The organism is Chloroflexota bacterium, from assembly GCA_016235055.1.
Taxonomy (GTDB): Bacteria; Chloroflexota; Anaerolineae; order JACRMK01; family JACRMK01; genus JACRMK01.
Map to the genome: position 1 here is coordinate 1 of JACRMK010000097.1, position 20,008 is coordinate 20,008.

Consider the following 20,008-nt stretch of genomic DNA (forward strand, 5'->3'; position numbering starts at 1 on the left):
GGAGTCGGCTGCCAATATGCCCCCTCATCCCCTGCCCCTTCTCCCCCGCGCGCGCGGGGGAGAAGGGGAAAAGCTAACGGGGAGGTGCGCGGCGGCGCAGCCGCCGCGCACCTCCCCTAAGAATCTCGCCCCCTCCCAACGAAGTTGGGAAGGGGTCGGAGGGAGGGCAGCGCCACTTTTTCGGCGGGCCAGCTTGCGTGACAAGCGCCTGAGGGCCAGCGCATCGCAAGCCGCATTGGAAAGTACCCGTACAAAGCCAAATTGAGAATTGCTGCTTCAAGTGGGCACGCAAGACACGACAGTCATTGAACGGTTGGGCGCCGTCTATGCCGACCTGTTCAATTGCGGCGATGGCGCTTACCACGTCCACAATATCGCGGCGCACGATCGCGGCGCGCGAGCGGCCCGCCTGTCAACCGGATGTGGGTGATGCCTTCCGCCACGGCAGCGCGCACGATGTGCACGAGTTTGGCAATCGCCAATCGGTCTCCGCCGGGCGCGCTGTGCTCGCCGGGCGCGCAGCAGGTGCAGTAAGATTGCTGCGCCCAATCCGCGAGGCGCGCAGCTAATCCACCGTGCGGCCAAAAGAATCGATCATCGGAGCCGTTCGATCAGATCCGCGACGCCAACCGCGTCATCGAGTGCAAAGCGCGGCGCGTTCGTCCGCGCTGGATAGTCGCACACGACGGCGAGCAGCTCGTGCTCGCGGCACAAGAGTGTGGTGCTGACGGCGGCACGCGAGAATTCGATTTTCGGTGCGGACTCGCGCTTGAACCCTTCGGCCAGGATCAGATCGAAGCCATCGAGCTGCGCGCCGATTTCAGCCAGCGTCAACTCGCGCGCCGTGCGCTCGAAGCGCGCGACTTCCACGGGCGACGAAACCACCACGGCATCCGCGCCCGCTTGCACAAAGCGCCATGAGTCTTTGCCCACCGTGTCGAGCGGCGTCTCGTGCACGTGATGCTTGACGACGGCGATGCGCAGCCCGCGCCGCTTCAACTCGGGCACCAGCTTCTCGATGAACGTCGTCTTGCCCACGCCCGATGGCCCGACAATCGAGATCAGCCGCGTCATGCCCCCACCGCCTCGCGCCCGGTTGGCTCGCTTGCCGGCGGGCGCTCTTCGCCGGCGACGTAGTACGCGGCGCCCGCGCACGCGCGGCACAGCGTCTCGCCGGCCTGCACCACGTCGCGCGCATCGTTGACGCCTTCGCCGCAGCGCGCGCAGGCCACACGCCGCAACGGGTGGCCGGGCAGATCAAACTCGGACAACTGCACGCGCACGGCCTGAATGTTGAACAGTTCCCGCTCCGGCATCTGCTGGTACGCAACCAACTGCGCATCATGCTTCGCCATGTCGCGCGGCGCGTAGCCGGCGGCGCGTTCCCGCGCGTCATCGAGCGCCGCCACGCGCACCGCGCGCCCCGTCTGCGTGTCCACGAACGTCGCCGCCATCTTGCCGTAATCGACGTACTTCAACGTGCGTTTGCCGAGGCTCACGCGCGCCACCGATGCCACGGCATCGGCCGCACAGCGGTCAATTTCGACGTACACGATAACCCGCTTGGGCTCCCGCTCCACATCGACATCCAGCGCGCGCAGCGCACATTGCGCCATGCGCACACCGAGCACCTGTCCCGCGCACAGATGGCCGTGTTGCAGCACCGCGTCATGCAAGAGGGTTTGAAAGTCGTGCATCCCAGCCTCCAGATCAAAGCAAAATGCCAGCCGCATGGAACAGGGGCTGGCATGAGATCCAACCATTCTCCTTTCCAAGCAGCGGGAGGCGCGCGCGTTTCCTTGCGCGCCCACGACCGCGTGATGAGCAAATCAGCCGCGACCGCGGCCCATGCCGGCGGGCACGCGGCTGCCGAACGGATTGCGCTGGCGGAAGTCACAGATTGGACACAAGTGGCTCTCGGTTGCGGAGGCGAATTTAGCTCCGCAGCGCACGCAGGCATGCAGTGCGCCTTCACAGACGACCACGGATCGCACGGTAAGCAATGCGTTCAGTGAAACACCGCGCTCCTGGCGCAGCGCCTTAGGCTCGCACACGTCGGCGCAAGCCCCGCAGGCCGTGCAGTACGCTGCGGCGAACGACACGCGAAAAGAGCGATCGGTCTGGCTGAATTGCAGTGCGCCCGTCGGACAGGCGCGGGCGCACGCGCCGCACGCGCTGCACGCGTCGTTGACCGCTACAGACCCGAAGGGCGGCGCGTCAACGTGGTGCTCCGCACGCACCGGCCCCAGACGGAGGGCGTTCAGGAGGCGTCGCCGTTCGCGCGGCGGACGCTTCGCCGCCGTTTCCGATTCGTCGCCTGCACTTAGCGCCTGGGCGAGCAGCACCTGCCCTTGCGCGGCGAACGTCCGCAGGAAATCACGGCGCGATAGCGGCGGCTGCGATGCCTGAATCACGGGGCGTACTTGCCACTCGTCACCGGCACCGTGCGGGAGCGACTCCACCGCGCCGCCCAGTGCGTGCGCCACCGCCAGCGTTTGCTCGATACCGAGTCTGGCCTTGCCGAGCGGACAATCAGCGCACGCATCGAGCCGTACGAGCAGGCGGGCACTGCTTTGCGCCAGCAGTGCGAGATAGACCGAAGCGCCTAGCGCCGCGAGGCACCCATCGAGAACGATGACGGCTTCGCTCTCATGCGGTCCCTTTGACGGCGAGGGATGACGGGCACATGCCAGCTCAAGCTGTTGCGGGCGTCCCAAACGGGATGCGCAGGTGAGCAACTGCGTCACGTCATCATGGCCGGCGAACGCGCCCAGCGGACAGAGGTGCAGACACAATCCACAATCGACACATGCAGACGCGTTGAACGCGAGCGAGCCATTGCCGGATAACGCCGTCGTAGGACACGAAGCAACGCACCGGTCGCACGTCGCGTATTTGTCGAACGCGCGCACGCACCGGCTGGCGTCGAAGGTGATTGGCGCCGTGTCGGCGGCGCCGCCGGCAACTGCGTGCGTCACGCGACGCGCTCCACGGCCGCCTGGCGGTCCAGCCACGCGCTGAGTTGGGCCAGGGTGCCGCGCGTGAGGAGCCCGACGCCGCGATAGAAATCGGTGCGGGCATGTTGCTGCACTTGCTCACACCACGTCGGCGCCCAGCGCAGCAGGTGCTCGGACATGAAAGTTCGCTGGGCCTGCAGGGCGCGCTGCACCTGGTCGAGGTCATCATGCTCCAATGCCTGCAACGACTGCTGTGCCAGGTGGGCGATGAAGGACAACTCCAGCCCGATGTGGTCGTCCGGCTCATACACGCGGCTGGCCAGTTCCAAGCCAAATTGCGCATACCACGCGCGCACCTGGAGCGTCTGCTCCTGGAACACCATTCGCTCTTCGCTGAAATATACCGACTCCCACGGCGCGGCCAGCACCGTGCCCGGTCCCATAAACAGCCGCGTGTAGTCGACGCGCAGCGTGTCCAGCGCCTCGCGGCTGATTGGCGTGCCACACTGCCGGCTCCACGCTTGCAGCCGCCGCAGGCCGGCGGCGGTCTCAGGGCCCGTGTCGCCGAGCGGATACTCCGCAAAGACGTCGTCGTCAACCAACGACTGGAGAAAACTCCCGTCGGGATACTCATACAGCAGCCTGGACAGCATTCCGCACACAAGCATCTCGGCGGTCAGGGTAGAATACCAGTCTGCCCCCGCTGCTTTATCCGTTGCACCATGGACTGACATAAGGCTCACTTCCCGGCGCCGCGCTGACGGCGTCGCCTCCACCAAGTAAACCCGAACAGCGGGGCGAGCAACAGTGACAGAACTACCGCCGAATAGGTGACAAGTGTAACCGCCTGCGCGGCGTTTATGCCGATGAGCGCCAGACCATCGCGCAGGCGCGCGCCGGGCGACGGCTCCCACACCGGCAGGGGTGGCGGTGAATACTCCGAACGCAATTGGTCGAGCACCAGCGCGTCGAACGGGATCACTGGATGGGTTGGCTCGGTCGTCAATGCAACCATCTGGCGGGCTTTTACGACCACCCGCTCTGATGTTCGCCCGAACGCGACGACGGCTTCGCCGTCCAGCACCACCAGCCAGCCCGCGTACTGTGGCGACTGTTCGTCCTGATAGGTCAACTGCTCCAGCGCGAAGTTGCCGCTGGCGACGGTGATCTGGGCGATTTCCGTTCTGATCACGAGCGGCGCCGCTGCGCTGCCCTTCCCCCACAGCCAGCCCTGCGCCAGCGCGACCGTGCTGCCGGTCAGGCTGGCTTCGCTTTCGGGGGGAATGACGATGGAGCCTTGCCCCCAGGCGACGCGGCGCGTTTCCGGGCGCGGTGCGAGCACGAGTGAAGCCGCCGCTGCCGCATTGACAACCTGAGCCTGGCTGTAGTAGCCCGGCGCGCTCGCGACCAGCGTCCGCGCATCGGGAGGAACCCCGGCCATGGCAAACTCGCCCGTATCGGGCGCCGAGCGCGCCATCGCGCCCTCCGGCTGCAGGCTGAGCCAGCCGAACGGCAGCGGTGCGCCGGCTTCATCACGCACAGCGCCGCGCTGGGTCGCCCCGCTAAGGCGTGCGAGCTTCAGGTCGACCTGCGGCGCCATATCGCCGGTGAGGTCAATGGTCCGTGCTGAGCTCGTCCAGCCGTGCTGGGCAAGCGCCGGCGCGTCGAGCGTGACGAGGTACCGGCCGATCGGTATCTCGCCAAATGCAAACGCGCCGTCCGCGCCCACGTTCACCTGATGGCTCACACCGTCAGGCCGGCGGATCGCCAGGACGGTGAGCGGCCCGTCCGGCAGCGGCAGCACACGCCCCTCAATGCGCGCCAGGCGCGCGCTGACGACCAGCGTGATGGGCGAGACGCTGCTCGCGGCTGGCGGCAATTCCAGCTCGACGGACTGGGTCCCCGCATAGCGCACACCCTGTATGACGATTGGCTCGACGCGGAACACGTACCGCACCGGACTCTGAATTGAGACCTCGACGGGGACCTGCGCGACGCCATTCGCATCGGTCGCCGCGCTGGCATGGCGCGCGCGCCACAGGTACATGCGCGTAGACGCGCTGACGGGCACGCCGCTTGCACGCTGGTCTGGCTGACCTTCGATGATGACTTTTACGGGGACGGTCACGATGGTCGAACGGTCCACCACGATGTGGCGCTCCATACGGGCCTGCTGACCATCCGGCAACGTCGCGGTGAGGGCCACGGTCACGGCGCCATTTGGCAGGTCAATCGGCGCGCGATAATGGCACTCGTCGCAGCGCGAGACGATCTCCACCGGTCCGAAGTCGCCGTGCGCGCCGGCGGGGTTGACGGTGGCGTTCACCAGGAACGTGCCGTCGGCGTCCGGCGTCAGCGTGAGCGTGTTGTGCAGTTGCGCGCCCTGCAGGACGTCAACGCGCACGCTGACCGCGCGCGGGTCGGCGGCGCCCGCCACCCATCCGTCGATCTTGATGCTGTATACTACCGAGGAAGGGCCGGCGTAGTACGTTTCGCCTTCCATCGGGCGGATCAACCCGACGCGCAGACCGCCTCCCTGCGCGTGCGCCGTTAGCGCGCCGCAGCACCACAGCAACAAACACAAGAGCAATGCGATTCGCGCGCGAGTACTGATTCCAGACGCGGTCGGTAGCCGCGGGGGTGCTCCGAAATCACCAACGCGAGGCACACCCGCGGTGCGCTCGCGGCTCATCGCGCCGCTCCGCCCTGCACCGACAGTTTCCATGGGTTGCCCGCAAAGTGACAACGCGCGCAATCGACCGCCTTCTGAACATTGTGCGACTGGTATGCCGCGCGGGTCTTTCGCCCCAGCAGTTCGGTGGTGCGGAACGTCGCCCAGGCGCCTCCCTCGGCGGCCGGGCCGACCTCCATCTTCGCCGCGTCGTGGCAGGCGACGCAGTTGACCTTCGCGTGCGCGCTGTCGTGGCCGCGTATCGTGCCCGGCATCGCGTCGTGACAGCCGCTCGCCGTGCAGTTCGCAACGGTCGAATGGGCGTCATGGCAGTCGGTACACGCGAAGGTCCGGTGCGCCTGCGTGCCGATGTCGCGCGCGTGCCGGATGGTCGCCGTGTCGGTGTGGCACTTCGCGCACAGGTCTGTGCTGCTGGCTACCGTCTCGTGGTAACCGGTGCGCGTGTCGAGCCATGTCGGCGTCCCGCTGGCGACGCCGTTCGTCACGCGGTGGCACACCTCGCAGCCGATGTTCTTCCAGGCCTCCTTCGCGACCGGCGGGTTGCCCTTGGCGATGCGCAACTGCGGGTCGAACGCGAATTTGCAGGAGACGCAGTTCGGCGCGGCATCAACCACCGCGGCCGGGTCCCAGTTGAGCGGAGAATGGCAGCGCGCGCAGTATGTGTTAGGGCCTTTGCCCTCATCGTAGGTGTTGGCGTGCGGGCTTCCTTGCCACGCCTCCCGTGCAAGAGTCTGTTCTTTCGCGGGCGTTGGAGTCGCGGGCACGGGCGACGGCTGTGCGGCGGGACGCGCCGTCGGCTGGCACGCGCTCCCCGTGATGAGGAGACACACCAGGGCGAGAGCGAGACAGCATACCGCGATCGGTCTAGCGTGTATGGCGTTCATTGGCCACCGCCCTTCGGTGCCGCCGTCACGTTGGGATCGGGGTTGCGCTCGAACTTCCGGCACCAGGTTAGCGCCGCGCCGTCGGGATGACAAACCGTGCAACTGGTGCTGTCCGCAACGGGCGCGACCGATTCGTTCGCCGGGTGATGACAGCGCTCGCACCGCACCGCCAGCGTAATGTCATGCGAGGTCCAGGATGTCAGCGCATGTGCGAAGCGCAGCGTGATCACCTCGCCATAGTGCTTCGAATCGGGATCGGTCTCATGCCAGATGCTCAGCCCGCCCGCGTCGTGGCAGGCGCTGCAGTTCACCTGCCGGTGGCGCGCATGGTCTGCCACGCCCTTGCCCTTGCTCGGATCGTGACAATCGGTGCACTTCACCGCCTGATCGCCGTGCGAGCCGTGACAGCGCACGCACGACCAACCTCGGTGCGCCGGCGACGCGGCCTGCTCGTCCATCACTTGAAAACCGTGCTGCCCTTCGTGGCACTCCGCGCACAACTCGCTCGTGGTGGCCATCGGGAGGTACTGCTCGCGTGCCTGATCCCAGAAGGCGATCGTCGTCTCAAACGAGTCGCCGGCGGGCTTGTGGCAGATCGCGCAGCCAATTTGCTTCCAATCGGATTCGGCGACCGCCGTGCCGCCGGTCAGTTCGGGGCGGGGAGCGCCCGGCGTGCGTTTGCACGCACCGCAGTTAAGCGCCTGTGCCTGCGTCGCCGCCGAGCCCACCGGGTCCCAGTTGAGCGGCGACTTGCAGCGCGCGCAGGTTGTGTTCGCGCCCATGCCCTTGTCAAACGTCTCGGCGTGCGCGCTGTGCTGCCACTGAACGCGCGCGTGCGCCAGTTCGGCGGCGGTTGCGATGCGGGTTGGGGGCGTGGGCGCCGGTGTCGACTGCGCGGCGGGTGCGCGCAGCGGGGTTGCGCTGTGTGCCGGGCTACCCCACGCCACCAGCGCGCCGATTAGCAGCGCCCCGACCAGCAGGTAGGGCCTTCCCAAAGTCAATACTTCCCCCACCCTAACCCTCCCCCGCGACGCAAATGCGGCGTCGCAGGAGAGGGGATTTGCTCCTTCCCCTGTTCGCTGTTGTTGCGAACGGGGGAAGGTTGGGATGGGGGTAGCCCGGGGCAGGACTTTGGAAAAGCCCTTGACCAGCAGGCAGGGGTACTTGCCGCACATGGATGTGACCTCGCCGGGGTCCACTCGGCGAGCGGACCCCGGCTGACCCAAGGAGGGGGCAGAACGCTAGATACCAATCCGGAGGTGGGTCGCGTAGAAGATGAAGCGACCGAGCCCCTCGGACACCAACACCAGCGCGAATGCGGCGTAAGTCAGATAGCCCAACACCTTCTCGCGCCCGGGGCTGAGCGCATTCTGATAGAGAAACACGCCTAGCACGCCCGCGCCGATAAAGACCAGTGCGAGACGCAACGCGAGGATCAGCCCGAACTCGCCATACATCAGCGCGGCGCTGTCGCCCGCCACGCCGCCGGCCGCCGCGAGATAGGCCACCTGGAGCGGCACCACCAGCAACTCGATGCCGACCAGGACAACAGCCGCCACGGCGATCCAGCGCACCGCGGCGCGCATCAAACCGCACTGCGCGTCCGCGCAGCCGGGATACTTGCGCTGGATGTAGGCATAGTTCGCGACGAATGCCGCGCCCATCGCCAGCACGCCCAGCAGCAGCGTGGTCACGAAGAACGAAATTGGCGTCGCCCACGTGTTCCACGCCGGCTGTGTGCCCAGCATATACACGGACGCCATGCTGTACACCAGCACCAAGCCGATCAGCGCCGCCAGCCAGGCCAGCAGGTTGCGCATGGCAAACGATCCGATCTTGCGCCACTGCGCGATCGCGAACGCGCCGCCCACGACGGCGAACAACGCGCCGAACAGGATCTCGCGGCTCAACCACGACGAGCCGACGTTCGCCACCGCGCGGTAGGCGTTCAGCGGGTTGCCGAGGTGCAGCAGCGAGACGAGCAGGCCGAGCACCATCACCGGTCCGATCGCGAGCAGCGCGCGGTCGCTCAGACGGTCGGCTTCCTCGCTGCCCGCCTTGCGCTGCGCCAGAAAATGCACAATACCCAGCACCACGAACGCGCCCACCGACATCTGCGCGAGGATGGTGAACGAGATCAGCGCCCATTCACGTACGTTCATCTCACACCTCCTCAGGCAGGTTCAGGATTTTGCCCGTGCCCTTGCCGCTCGCCTGCGAATGCTTGTGCGGGGTGATGACGACGGCGGGGCCGGTGTACTTCGCCTCGGGCAGCGGTTCGATGGAATCGACATGGCCATACTTGGCGCGCAATTGCTCGATGTCGCCGAATTCGATCGCGCGCATGACGCACGCATCGACGCAGACGGGGTTCTTCCCCTGCGCGACGAGGTCGTCACAGCCCGTGCACTTCGTCATGACGGCGCGCGCCTGGTCGTACGCCGGCGCGCCATACGGGCACGCCCATTCACAGTAACGGCAGCCGATGCACTGCTCCTGGTTGATCAGCACCAGGCCGTTGTCCTTCTTGCTGATCGCCGCCGCCGGGCAAACCTCGGCACAGAGCGGGTTGACGCAATGGTAGCAGGCGCTCGAGATCGAGTACACAAACACGTTGTTTGGCAGCATCAAACCGGCGTTCTGCGGGTCGGGGACCCAACTGCCGCCGCCATAGCTCACCACGCGCCGCCAGCGCATGGCGGCGGACAGGTTGTTCTTGTCCTGGCACGCCACCTGGCAGGCTTTGCACGCAGTGCAAGCGCTTGCGTTGAAATAGAAACCGAGTTGCTTGGCCATGGGTTCACGCCTCCTTCACGGGGATGCGCTGGGGCCAGGTGTAGTCCGGGTCGAGCGGCTTGCCGTCCCACTTCTTGACCTCGACGATGCACGAGTTCCAGCCGGACGTGCCTTGCCCGGTCGGAACCGCACCGGAGATGATGTTGTCGGCGCCCGCCTTGTCGATGCCGGTGGCCTCGTCCATCTCCACCCACGCGCCGTGGAACAGGTCCACCGTGCCGGGCAGAATGCGGTCCGTGAGAACGACGGGGCGCAGCACCTTGCCGTGCTTGCTCGTGATCAGCACCGTGTCGCCGAACTTGATGCCGCGCGCTTCGGCATCGATCGGGTTCATCAGGAACTCGTTCGGGAACGCGCGCCGCAGGTGCGGCACGTTGTCGAAGACGGAGTGCGCGCGCCGCAGATAGTGTGTGTTGTGCAGTTGCAGCGGGTAGTCGCCCTTGACCTTGGCCTTGAAGTCCTTGAAGGTAGCTTCGTAGCCTTCATCGGACGGGTTGTACGTCGGGATCGGGCGGTACTCCTCCCAGCCGAACGCCTTGAGCTTGTCGGCCAGCGCCTGGCTGTGGATCTCGAACTTGCCGGTTGCCGTCGCCAGCTTGTTCTTGACCGGGTCGTCGCGGAACTCCTTGAACGCGACATACTCGTAGTTGTCGCCTGCCTTGCGCGGCACCTGATAGACGCCGCGCTCCATGAACTCTTGCAGACCGACCTTGCCGCTCTGCGCTTTAATCGCCACGCCGGCTTCCGCCATTGACGTCACGTCCTGCGGGGTGATCGTGACCAGCGGCTCATAACCACCCTGCGAGTTGGGCGTGTCGATCTTCTTGATCGTCGCGCCGGCGATCTGGCTGTAGACCTGCTGCAGGTTCGAGACCGGGTCGATCTGTTTCGCATCCAGGCCCAGCCGCTTGCCGACCTCGACGGCGATCCAGGAATCATCCTTCGCTTCGAACAGAGGCTTGGTCACCTGGCTCGCCCAGATCAGGATTTCGCGGTTGCCGGTGAGGACTGAGCCATCGCGCTCCCAGGCGGTGGTCACGGGTAGCACGACGTCCGAGTAGCGCGCGTTGGTCGTCAGGATCTGCGCGTGGCTGACGACAAACTCGACCTTGCGGTGCGCGGCCAGCCCCTTGCTCATCCCGTCGCGCGTCTGCAGGACCGCGCCGCCGCCGTGATAGATCGCCTGCAGATTGATCTCGCGGACGTCTTTGTAACCGGCGGTGTACTTGCCGTTCAGGATCGCATCCCACATCTCGTTGTCGTTGATGCTGTCCTTCACCGGATTGGCGATTGACGTCACACCGCTGGAGCCGGGCTGTACCAGCGCCGGGCCGCCGTTGCCGTAGCGGCTGTGATAGTATCCGCCGCTGGTCATGCTGCCCGAGCGCCCGATGTGCCCGGTCATGGCGCCAAACGTCATGAACATCTGGGGCCATGAATCCGAGCGGCGCACGCGCGCCGGGGCGTTGGCCGAGGCGATCGTCACGTCGCGTGTGGTCGCGATCTCCAATGCCAGCGAGCGGATGCGATTGGGCGGCACGCCGCAGATGTCTGACGCCCATTGCGGCGTTTTCGCCGGGTAGTTCTTGTGGCCCGCGGCGGCCGGCTTGCCGGTCTCGTCGAGACCGAGCACGTAGTCGCGGAAGTTCTCGTTGGGGTCCGCGCCCGTCGGCATATGCTGGCGGTCGAAGCCGACCGTACAGTTGTTGAGGAACTCCCAGTCGATCAGCTTGTTGGTCTTCGGGTCGTCCTCGGTGATCAGCACATACGCCATGCCGAGCATCATCGCATGGTCGGTGGTGGGACGGATGGGGATCCATTCGTCGCCCAGGATGCGGATCGAGTCGTTGTAGTAGGGATCGATGAAGATGAAGCGCGTGCCGCCCAGCTTGGCTTGCAGCGTGTTCCAGGTGTAGCTGCCGCCGCTGCTCCAGATCGGGTTCGAGCCCCACGCCACAAACAGCTCGCTCTTCCGCAGTTCATAGCGGTCGTTCATGCCGCCCGAACTGGGCATGCCAATGGCGGGTCCGGTCGTCGTCCACGTGCCGAGCGAGGTCGTGCCCCAGTGCCCCGTGTAGCCGCCGAATAGGCTCAACGCGCGCTGGATCTCCGACCCGCCGCTCACAAAAACAGAGCGGTTGCCGTACTTGTCCTTGATACGCTTCAGCTCGCTGGAGACGATGTTGAGCGCCTCGTCCCACGAGATGCGCACCCACTCGTCGCGCCCGCGCAGCGATTTGTCGCCGCCGCCCGGCGCCCAGTTCTTGCGCTTCATCGGGTACTTGATGCGGTCTGCGCCAAAGACCTGGTAGCGCTGGGCGTGACCGCGGGCGCACGCGCGCTGCTGCGGATAGTCCGTGCTGTCGGGATGCGTGTCGTCGGTCTTCTGCCGCACGAACACGCCGTCCTTCATCAGCGCGTAGTTGACGCAGCGCCCGCCGCAGTTGTGCCAGCACGCCGCCAGCACCCACTTCTCCTGTCCGGCGGTGGGTGCGGCGGCCGACGCGGTTGTGGCGGGCTGCAATCCAAGCTTCAACCCGCTCGCGACCAACGCGGCCGTGCCGCCCAGCGCCGCGCTCCACTTCAAGAAGCGGCGGCGGCTGAGGACCGTGTTGGTCAGGGATTGGGTGAGGAATGGGTTGTCACTCATAGCATATTCCTCCGTTATGGGACTGCCTGCAGGTGAGGGTTCCCGGTTGAGGCGCAGGGCAGGCATCGCCCTGCGTGCAGTTGATGACCGTCAGCATGCGTAGGCTGTCTGCTCGAAGAGTTGACATACAAACACATGTCCACAGGGGAAGAATACAGCGTGCACGGCACGCGCGCATCTACCGGGTGGGTGATTGAGCATCACCCGGATGGGTGATCTTGAAGGAACAGGCAGCGAGGTTGCGTGAACTGCTCAGGCTTCCGTCGGGGGAGGCGAGACGATGCCGCGACGCACGGCGAACGCGGCCGCCTGCGTGCGGTTGTGCAGTTGCAGTTTATTCAGAATATTGCGCAGGTGCACCTTGATGGTATTCACCGACACGCACAACTGCTCGGCAATCTGCAGATTGCTGGCGCCCTGCGCAACGAGCCGCAGCACGTCAGTCTCGCGCTCGGTGAGCGCCTCTTCGCCTGCGTCGGCATGGAACGTGTGACTGGCAACCGCTTTCAGCAAGCGGGCGGCCATCGCGCGGGTCAATGCGGCATCGCCGTGCGCTACGCTCTCGAGCAGATCGAACAACTCCGAAGCGTCGAGGGACTTGAGCAGATAGCCTGCCGCGCCGAGCTGCACCGCTTCATACAGGTGCTCGCTCAGCTCGGAGGCGGTGAGCATGACGATAGCCGTCGAGGGCAGGAACTCGTGAATCTGGTGCGCCGCGGCGAGCCCATCACCGTCGGGCATCATGATGTCCAACAGGATCACGTCAGGGTGCAAGGTCCGCGCGCACTCGACGGCCTCACGCCCGCTGGCCGCCTCGCCGACGACGCGCGCCAACTCAGGACGCGTGTGGAGCAACCCGATCAGCCCCTGGCGGAACAGCCGGTGATCGTCGGCGACCAGAACTCTGAGGGGAAGCATAGGGACCTACCTTTCCATGAGCGGCAGCCAGACGTCGACGCACGTGCCGTGATTGGGCTGCGAGGTGACCTGCAGGGCGCCGTTGACGCTCAAGGCGCGCTCGTGCATGGTCTGCAAGCCAAAGTGCCCGTGTTCGCTGTTCCCGCCAAAGCCAACCCCATCGTCGCGCACCGCCACATGCAAGCGATCAAGACCAACTGACAGGTTCACGGAGACTCGCCGCGCGCGGGCGTGCTTGCGGACGTTGGTCAGCGCCTCTTGCACGATGCGCACCAGTTGCGCCTCGGCAAGCGGAGAGAGGTGCGGGGCATCGGGCAGGTCATGCACCAGCCGCGCGTCCAGCGCGGTCTGCACGCTGAACTCGTCTATGTAGGCTTGCAGTGCGGGAATGAGTCCGACGTCGCCCGCCAGCGTGGTGCGCAGGCTCAGGATGCCTTCGCGCGTGTCGGCTTGTGCTTCCTTGATGCGCTGGCGCGCCCCCACGAGGTGCGGTAGGACGTCCTGCGCGTGTCCCTGTCGCACCAACGCCTCAAGCGTCTGCATTTCCAGGCTCAGGTAACCGAGGACTTGCGCCACCCCATCGTGCAACTCGCGCGCGATGCGCGCGCGCTCCTCGATCACCGCGAGCGATTGCATCCGCGACGCCATCAGGGCATGTTCCAGCGCGATCACGCTCTGGTCGGCCAGGCGTTCGAGCCCTTGCTGATCGGCATCCGTGAAAATACTGGACGTGTAACGCTCAACCCAGAGACCGCCCCAGACGCGTTCGTCGAGTTGCAACGGTACAATGATCGCCGACTGAATCGCCTGCTGGCTGATTGGACAGCGCCAGACCGGCTGATTGCCATCCATCGCCTGCGGATAGCGCGCGGTGCGCCGCGCCCGAATCGCATCATCGATATGCGGGTCCTGCGCCAGTCCCATGTTCTTGCTGAGGCGGGCGCCTGCGTCTGTCGCATAGCACTTCAATTCCAATTGTTCACCGGCGGAATCCCAGAGTGCGAGCGCGGCCAGGTCGGTTGCAAGCAGTCGCCGCGCGCCTGCGACGATGGCGCTGAGCACGTCATCCACATTGTCGAGGTTGGCGATTTTCCGGCTGATGCTAACCAGGCTGTCGGTCCACTCTTCGGCAGACTGCCGCGCCTCGGACTGCACGCGCAACGCTTCCTGCTGGGCCTGTGCGCGCTCCGCATTCAGCCGCGTGATGCGCCGCTCGCGCTCCGCCTCGAACACACCCAACGCGCCCACGACGAAAAATGCGACCGCCAGCGCGGACAGCGCGCGCCAGACCTGAACGGGCGTGCCCGTTAGCGCCAGTACGCGGTCGTAGTTGAGCCACGGCGCCAGGCCGTATGGCGCGGACGGGACAATCAATCCGGCGACCAGCGCGTTGAAGGCAAATCCAAGCGCGGCACCCAACAGCCAGTAGCCTGCTCGCGCATACCCGCTGGACAGCAGGCTGCGCCACTGCCGCACAAAACCAAACGACGCGAGCAGCGAGCCCGGTAGATAGAGCAGATAGCGCGACCAGACATCGGCCGCGGTTTCAATGACGGGATCCGTGAGCGCGACGACGATACCATAGGTGACGAGCAACGCACCCGGCACGAGCAGCACGGGGGGAATGAGCGTCAGCCATTCGGGCAGGGGTCCGGCCTCCCCGACCAGGCCGATGCCGAAACGAACGAGCAGCAGCGCCGACAGGGGCAGCATGATCGTTCGCGTGGCTTGCAGAATGCCATGCAGAGGCTCCGGGGGGTTGAGCAGCATGAACATGTCGGACCATTCGACGATACTGTGCGCAAGACCAAATGCGGCCAGCCAGCGGAGGTGATGACCGAACGCAAGCGCACTGGCGCGTCGCGACTCCAGCGCGACGGCCAGCCCCATCGCGAAGAACGCCAACCCGTATAAGAAGAATACATGGACCAGCATCGCCGTGGCTCGATACTCAATTGGGCCCGCAGCATACCACCGGCACACCGCAGAGCAGGTGATATACTCAGCGCCGCACAGAAACGCCCCTTCTATTTTATCCGGCACCGGGCACGTTGCGCAGGGGCAATTGTCCTATCGTTTGTGGTATTAGCATCAGGTCTGTCCATGACAATTAGAAACCCACAGCGCGACAATTAGAAATGCCCGTGCCACTGTTCCGTGGCGGTGGGGGTTGTGCGGCACAGCAAGCCGTCATGTTTGAACCGCTTTCGAACGTATGGAAGGCGGCAATCGGACTGGTTATCTCAGTCAGCTAGCCTGGATTCCCAAGGAGAATCCTCACACCGTGCGATTGGCCCCTTCTGTGTCTTGACGAACCCATCCACCTTAGTGTTTCGTCAATCTCTGTTTGCTTCGCCCACGCGAACGGTGGTAAACTAGCGTCATACTGGGCAGGCGAGCATCACGCAAGGAGCGCATTATGGACACGCGAACGAAACGTATGGCGCTGGTGGCCGCACTCATGCTCTTGGTTGCGGCGCTGCTCTTCGGCACCAGCGCGCCGACGCTGGCGCAGTCCGGCAGCGGCTACGATCTGACGTGGAACGTGATCGGCGGCGGTGGCGCGACGTTCAGCACCGGCGGCGGCTATTCGCTCGGCGGCACGATCGGCCAGCCCGGCGCGGGCGCCATGTCCGGCGGGACATACACCCTGTCCAGCGGGTTCTGGAGCGGTGTGACGAACTGGCTGAATACCTATCTGCCGGTCATCCGGCGGTAGTCAAAGGCATAGTATCCAACTCACAGAGGCGAGTCCTGCGGATTCGCCTTTTTGTTATCCGGTTGACACGGAGCGAACGACGATGCAGGAACTACGCAACAAAGTGGCGGTCATTACCGGCGGCGCCAGTGGCATCGGCCGCGCATTGGCCGACCGGGCGCTGGAAGAGGGTATGCGCATCGTGCTGGCCGACGTGGAGTTAGGCGCGCTCGACCGCGCCGCGGGCGAACTGAAAAATGCCGGCGCCGATCTGCTCGCCGTTCGCTGCGACGTGTCGCAGGCCGAGGCGGTGGACGATCTGTCCAAGCGCACGCTCGACCGCTTTGGCGCGGTGCACCTGCTGTTCAACAACGCCGGGGTCGGCTCCGGTGGGCCGATCTGGGAACAGTCGCTGGACGATTGGAAATGGGTGCTCGGCGTCAACCTGATGGGCGTCGTGCACGGCATCCATGCGTTCGTGCCGATCATGCTGGCGCAGAACGAGCCGTCCCATATCGTCAACACCGCATCGATGGCCGGCCTGGTCACGTCGCCCGGTATGGGCGCCTACAATGTCAGCAAGCACGGCGTCGTCACGCTCTCGGAGACGCTGTCGCTCGAACTGGCGGAGCGCAACGCGCCGATCAAGGTTTCGGTGCTCTGCCCCGGCTGGATCAACACGCGGATCGCGGAAGCCGACCGCAACCGGCCCGGCGGCCCGTCTGGGGATGACCGCAGCCGTATGAACGCGGCAATTCGCCAGGCGATCGCGCACGGCCTGCCCGCCGCGCAGGTCGCCGACCTGGTTTTTGCCGCCGTGCGCTCCGGCAAGTTTTACATACTGACACACCCAAACTGGAAGCCGCTGATTCGCCAGCGCATGCAGGCGATCCTGGACGAGAGCGACCCGGCGAACGGGATGGGGCGAACGGGACGATAGAAGAAAATCCCAACGTCCAAACACCAAAGTCACCAGCCCGAAACCCGAAACCTGACACCCGAAACCCAGAATAGCGGAGGATAGTATGCAAGGCTTGAGCGAGCAGGACGCGAAGCTGTTTGCGAAGTTGTCGTCGGTGCCGACCGATTCGATCTGGACGGAACTCGATGCGCTCGGCTACCCGAACATGTTCATCGAAGGCGTCCGGCCGGTGCACCGCGACCCGGACCGGCGGCTCGTCGGTCGCGCGGTGACGCTCCGCTACCTGCCGGTGCGCAAAGACATGAGCGAGTACGCGACCGCCAGTGGCGGGCCCATGCTCAACACCCGCGCTGCGGAGGAAGCGCGGCCCGGCGACGTGATGGTGGTCGATGCCGGCGGCGAGAGCGGGGCTGGTTTCATCGGTGACGTGATCGTGACGCGCTTCGTGCTGCGCGGCGGAGCGGGTCTGGTCGTGGATGGCGCAGTGCGCGATTTGCCAGCGCTGCGCGAACTTGACCTTGCGCTTTACACGCGTCATGTGCATGCGGCGGCGACCTGGCGGCGCATTGTCGGCGTGGACTACAACGTCCCGGTGCGCTGCGGCGGCGTGACGGTCCTGCCGGGCGACATCCTCGTCGGTGATGGCATGGGCGTGATCGTAATCCCGCCGGCGATCGCCGACCTGGTCGTGGACAAGACGATTGGGCGCGAGGACAAGGAGACGTTCATCCGCAACAGGCTGCTGAACGGCGCGTCGATCTACGGCATCTATCCGCCCAACGAGCAGACTACCCGCGAGTACGAGGAATACAAGCAGCAGCGCGGCGCGTAACCAAACCGTCAAACACAAAGACACCAGGTCCCAAAGAAGATTTCGCTATGGACCTGGTGTCTTTGTGACTTTGTGTTGAAGTATTGTTCAGCGCGGCAGCAGCGCGAGGAACAGGCCGTACACGATCGCCTGGTAAATCAGCGTGACGATCACGCCGATCAGGCTGGCGGGGAACTGCAGATTGAAGATCCCTTCGGTCAGCTTGATGACCGCCATGCCGCTGATCGCGACGGCCGGGATCAGCGCCGGCACGAATAGCAGCCACGGGCAGCCCATGGCGACTAGCACAGTGAGGCCGAAGGCGACGCCCCAGCGTGGTAGCTGAGTCAGCGGGTAAAGGCGCAGCGCCTCGTCGAAGCTGACCCGGCGTGGGTAGTTCTCGCTGATGGCGAAGATGAACGCCGCCGCGAACGGCCATTCGAGCATGGCGGCGATCGGCACGATCAGCGCTCCCCACGGAACCTGCAAGTGGATCAGCGCAGCCACCAGCAGCGGCAGCGCCAGCGACACGGAGGCCGAGATCATCTGCAGCGTTGCCTCGCGGCGCGTCAGCGGGTTCGGCTCGATGCGCGCCGCCTCCCAGACCACTTTGAACGGCCGCGTCAGCATCTCCAGTTGCGGCGTCGGCTTCTCCTCGCTGTAGCGCGCCTGCAGGTGCTCTTCGCCGAAGTTCTGCCGCAGGTTTTGGAAGACGCGGCCCGCAATCTCGTCGAAGCCGGTCAGGTCGGACGTGAGCATGAAGCCGGACCACGAGCGGCGGCCGAGCAGGAGCAGTCCGAGCAGGTTCTGCAGCGGCAGCCCCTGTTTGGCATCCACCCAGATGAGGAATCGCTCGTTTGGCATCTCGACCGAGTGGACACCGGTGATGCCCTTGTCTGCGATGAACCGCTTGCCCAGCCACGTCCGCGCCCACAGCCCGTTTTCCGCAATGGTAATCGCCGGCGCGAGGTACGCGATCATGCGCGCCAGGATCAGCGCGACGAGCAGCCCCAGGTGCGCTGTCAGCAGCGTCCGGGCGATGAACGGATCCGGGACCGGCTGCAGGAACGGCAGGGGCGAGTTCGCCGGCAGGACGTCCACGGTCCGGTCGAGTACGATACGATAGATGACGCTGAGCAGCGCCATCACGTACTCGATCAGGTTGAAGACGAGTACCAGCACAGATACCATGCGCACGATGCGCCGCGGGCGCGCGGGATACTCGTAGGTGTAGTCGACGTTCATACCGGAAGGATACGTCAGATTCCCGTTAATGCGAATGGCCTATTGCGCCTATTGCGCAAGCGACTCGCTGCCCCGTGAAACGGTAAAGTGGTCGAGGTCGTTGGCTACCACCGTGTTCGGAAAGATCGCCTGCGCCTCTTCCTCAACTTGTCTTGCATGGTATCGGCGGGAGAGGTGGTTCAGAAATAGCCGCCGCACGCCGGCCTCGCGTGCCAGCGTCGCCGCCTGCGCCGCCGTCAGGTGCCCGTAACGGGTCGCCTCGTCCTGCTCGCTCTGCAGGAAGGTCGCCTCGATCACCAGGGCGTCGGCGTTGCGCGCGTGCGGCAGCACTTCGTCCGTGCGTGCCACGTCGCCGACCCATACCAGCTTGATGCCGGGGATCAGGTCGCCCAGCACCTCGTCGGGTTCGATGACCTGCCCGTTGGCCAGCGTAATGCGCTCGCCGGCCACTAACCGCTTGCGCTCCGGCCCGAATGGCACGCCGAGCGCATCGGCTTTATCGGCCAGGAACGGCCGCCGGCTTTTCTCCTCGAACTCGTACGCGAAGCAGTCCGGGCCGCGATGCGTCACCGGGAAGGCGCGCACCGCGTAGTACGGGCTGTCGTGAATGCTGCCGTCCTGAATCTCGATGTACTGCAGGTCGACGCGGATATCCACGGTGCGCAGCACTACGTTCATCAGATCGCGCACACGCCGCACCGCCCAACGCCCACCGATGATCTGCATCTGCTCGACCGCTTCCCAGCGCGCAAAGGTGGACACGATGCCGCCGAGGCCGAGAATGTGATCCAGGTGGCCGTGGGTCAGCAGCACGGCGTTCAGGCGGCGGAAGCCAAGCCCGCTGCGCAGCAACTGCCGCTGCGTGCCCTCGCCGCAGTCGATCATCCAGCGCTCGCCGCGCTGGATAACCATGCCTGAGCTTAGGCCGCGCTCGACAGACGGCGCGGAAGCGGATGTACCCAGGAAGACGATTTCGAACATGACAGGTGGCAGATGATCCGATCGGTCGTTGTGCAGACATTGTAGCCGGATTCGCCAAATCTGCAACCGGCCCATCTCAAGTCAGCAATTCTCAATTTGGCTTTGTACGGGTACTTTCCAATGCCGCTTGCGATGCGCTGGCCCTCAGGCGCTTGTCACGCAAGCTGGCCCGCCGAAAAAGTGGCGCTGCCCTCCCCAAGAACGATTCCCCTTCTCCCCCGCAACGCGGGGGAGAAGGGGCAGGGGATGAGGGGGCATATTGGCAGCCAACTCCAAAATGAGAATTGCTGTCTCAAGTTCAATCCGCGGTACGTGTTTACTGGGTAGTTGTCATGAGTGCGTAACAGCAGTACTCAGCATGGGCGTTGATCGATTGGTTGACCCGCTCAACCGCATGGGATGACGCCACAGGCAGACTCGCTCACATACATCAACCCCACCCCCGACCCCTCCC

The 20,008-nt window shown here is 65.2% G+C and carries 18 protein-coding genes; 4 read left to right on the forward strand and 14 right to left on the reverse strand.

Going from position 1 to position 20,008, the window contains the following annotated elements:
* Nucleotides 1-326: 326 nt before the first annotated feature.
* On the forward strand, nt 327-569 hold the full coding sequence (locus tag HZB53_22120) for a hypothetical protein (protein MBI5880357.1): 243 nt from the start codon (nt 327-329) through the stop codon (nt 567-569).
* A gap of 25 nt (nt 570-594) precedes the next feature.
* Here HZB53_22120 and mobB read toward each other — a convergent pair whose 3' ends face one another.
* From mobB to HZB53_22180, 12 genes are all read right to left on the reverse strand, one after another.
* Complete coding sequence (mobB, locus tag HZB53_22125; GenBank protein MBI5880358.1) at nt 595-1,074, reverse strand: molybdopterin-guanine dinucleotide biosynthesis protein B; 480 nt, start codon at nt 1,072-1,074, stop codon at nt 595-597.
* The gene (locus tag HZB53_22130; GenBank protein ID MBI5880359.1) at nt 1,071-1,697 is read right to left on the reverse strand and encodes a TraR/DksA C4-type zinc finger protein; all 627 of its coding nucleotides are present in this window, start codon (nt 1,695-1,697) and stop codon (nt 1,071-1,073) included. Before HZB53_22130 ends, mobB begins: the two co-directional genes overlap by 4 nt.
* Nucleotides 1,698-1,829: 132 nt before the next feature.
* Nucleotides 1,830-2,978, reverse strand: a complete 1,149-nt coding sequence (locus HZB53_22135) for a 4Fe-4S binding protein (protein MBI5880360.1) — start codon at nt 2,976-2,978, stop codon at nt 1,830-1,832.
* Nucleotides 2,975-3,610: a molecular chaperone TorD family protein gene (locus HZB53_22140; protein MBI5880361.1), complete on the reverse strand. Its 636-nt coding sequence runs from the start codon at nt 3,608-3,610 to the stop codon at nt 2,975-2,977. Before HZB53_22140 ends, HZB53_22135 begins: the two co-directional genes overlap by 4 nt.
* 86 nt (nt 3,611-3,696) lie before the next feature.
* Entirely contained in the window at nt 3,697-5,460 is a 1,764-nt protein-coding gene (locus HZB53_22145) for a carboxypeptidase regulatory-like domain-containing protein (GenBank protein ID MBI5880362.1), read from the reverse strand.
* Nucleotides 5,461-5,645: 185 nt separating this feature from the next.
* Nucleotides 5,646-6,413 carry a hypothetical protein gene (locus HZB53_22150; protein ID MBI5880363.1) on the reverse strand — a complete coding sequence of 256 codons (768 nt, stop codon included), beginning with the start codon at nt 6,411-6,413 and terminating at the stop codon, nt 5,646-5,648.
* A gap of 116 nt (nt 6,414-6,529) precedes the next feature.
* Nucleotides 6,530-7,528, reverse strand: a complete 999-nt coding sequence (locus HZB53_22155; protein ID MBI5880364.1) for a hypothetical protein — start codon at nt 7,526-7,528, stop codon at nt 6,530-6,532.
* 246 nt (nt 7,529-7,774) lie between these two features.
* Entirely contained in the window at nt 7,775-8,695 is a 921-nt protein-coding gene (locus tag HZB53_22160) for a dimethyl sulfoxide reductase anchor subunit (protein ID MBI5880365.1), read from the reverse strand.
* A gap of 1 nt (nt 8,696) precedes the next feature.
* Nucleotides 8,697-9,329, reverse strand: a complete 633-nt coding sequence (dmsB, locus tag HZB53_22165; GenBank protein MBI5880366.1) for a dimethylsulfoxide reductase subunit B — start codon at nt 9,327-9,329, stop codon at nt 8,697-8,699.
* 4 nt (nt 9,330-9,333) lie between these two features.
* Complete coding sequence (locus tag HZB53_22170; GenBank protein MBI5880367.1) at nt 9,334-11,979, reverse strand: molybdopterin-dependent oxidoreductase; 2,646 nt, start codon at nt 11,977-11,979, stop codon at nt 9,334-9,336.
* A 252-nt stretch (nt 11,980-12,231) separates the two neighbouring features.
* Nucleotides 12,232-12,897, reverse strand: a complete 666-nt coding sequence (locus tag HZB53_22175; protein ID MBI5880368.1) for a response regulator transcription factor — start codon at nt 12,895-12,897, stop codon at nt 12,232-12,234.
* A gap of 6 nt (nt 12,898-12,903) precedes the next feature.
* Nucleotides 12,904-14,832, reverse strand: a complete 1,929-nt coding sequence (locus HZB53_22180) for a GAF domain-containing protein (protein MBI5880369.1) — start codon at nt 14,830-14,832, stop codon at nt 12,904-12,906.
* Nucleotides 14,833-15,337: 505 nt separating this feature from the next.
* Here HZB53_22180 and HZB53_22185 point away from each other — a divergent pair.
* The 3 genes from HZB53_22185 (at nt 15,338) to HZB53_22195 (ending at nt 17,349) form a co-directional block, all read left to right on the forward strand.
* Nucleotides 15,338-15,616 (forward strand): hypothetical protein, encoded by a 279-nt coding sequence (locus HZB53_22185; protein MBI5880370.1) that lies wholly within the window; start codon nt 15,338-15,340, stop codon nt 15,614-15,616.
* A gap of 82 nt (nt 15,617-15,698) precedes the next feature.
* The gene (locus HZB53_22190) at nt 15,699-16,535 is read left to right on the forward strand and encodes an SDR family NAD(P)-dependent oxidoreductase (protein ID MBI5880371.1); all 837 of its coding nucleotides are present in this window, start codon (nt 15,699-15,701) and stop codon (nt 16,533-16,535) included.
* A gap of 85 nt (nt 16,536-16,620) precedes the next feature.
* Complete coding sequence (locus HZB53_22195) at nt 16,621-17,349, forward strand: hypothetical protein (protein ID MBI5880372.1); 729 nt, start codon at nt 16,621-16,623, stop codon at nt 17,347-17,349.
* Nucleotides 17,350-17,436: 87 nt separating this feature from the next.
* Here the strand turns inward: HZB53_22195 and HZB53_22200 are convergent, their stop codons facing one another.
* A complete protein-coding gene (locus tag HZB53_22200) occupies nt 17,437-18,573 on the reverse strand; it encodes a hypothetical protein (protein MBI5880373.1) in 1,137 nt (378 codons plus the stop codon).
* A gap of 48 nt (nt 18,574-18,621) precedes the next feature.
* Nucleotides 18,622-19,554: a ribonuclease Z gene (locus tag HZB53_22205; protein ID MBI5880374.1), complete on the reverse strand. Its 933-nt coding sequence runs from the start codon at nt 19,552-19,554 to the stop codon at nt 18,622-18,624.
* Nucleotides 19,555-20,008 lie beyond the last annotated feature (454 nt).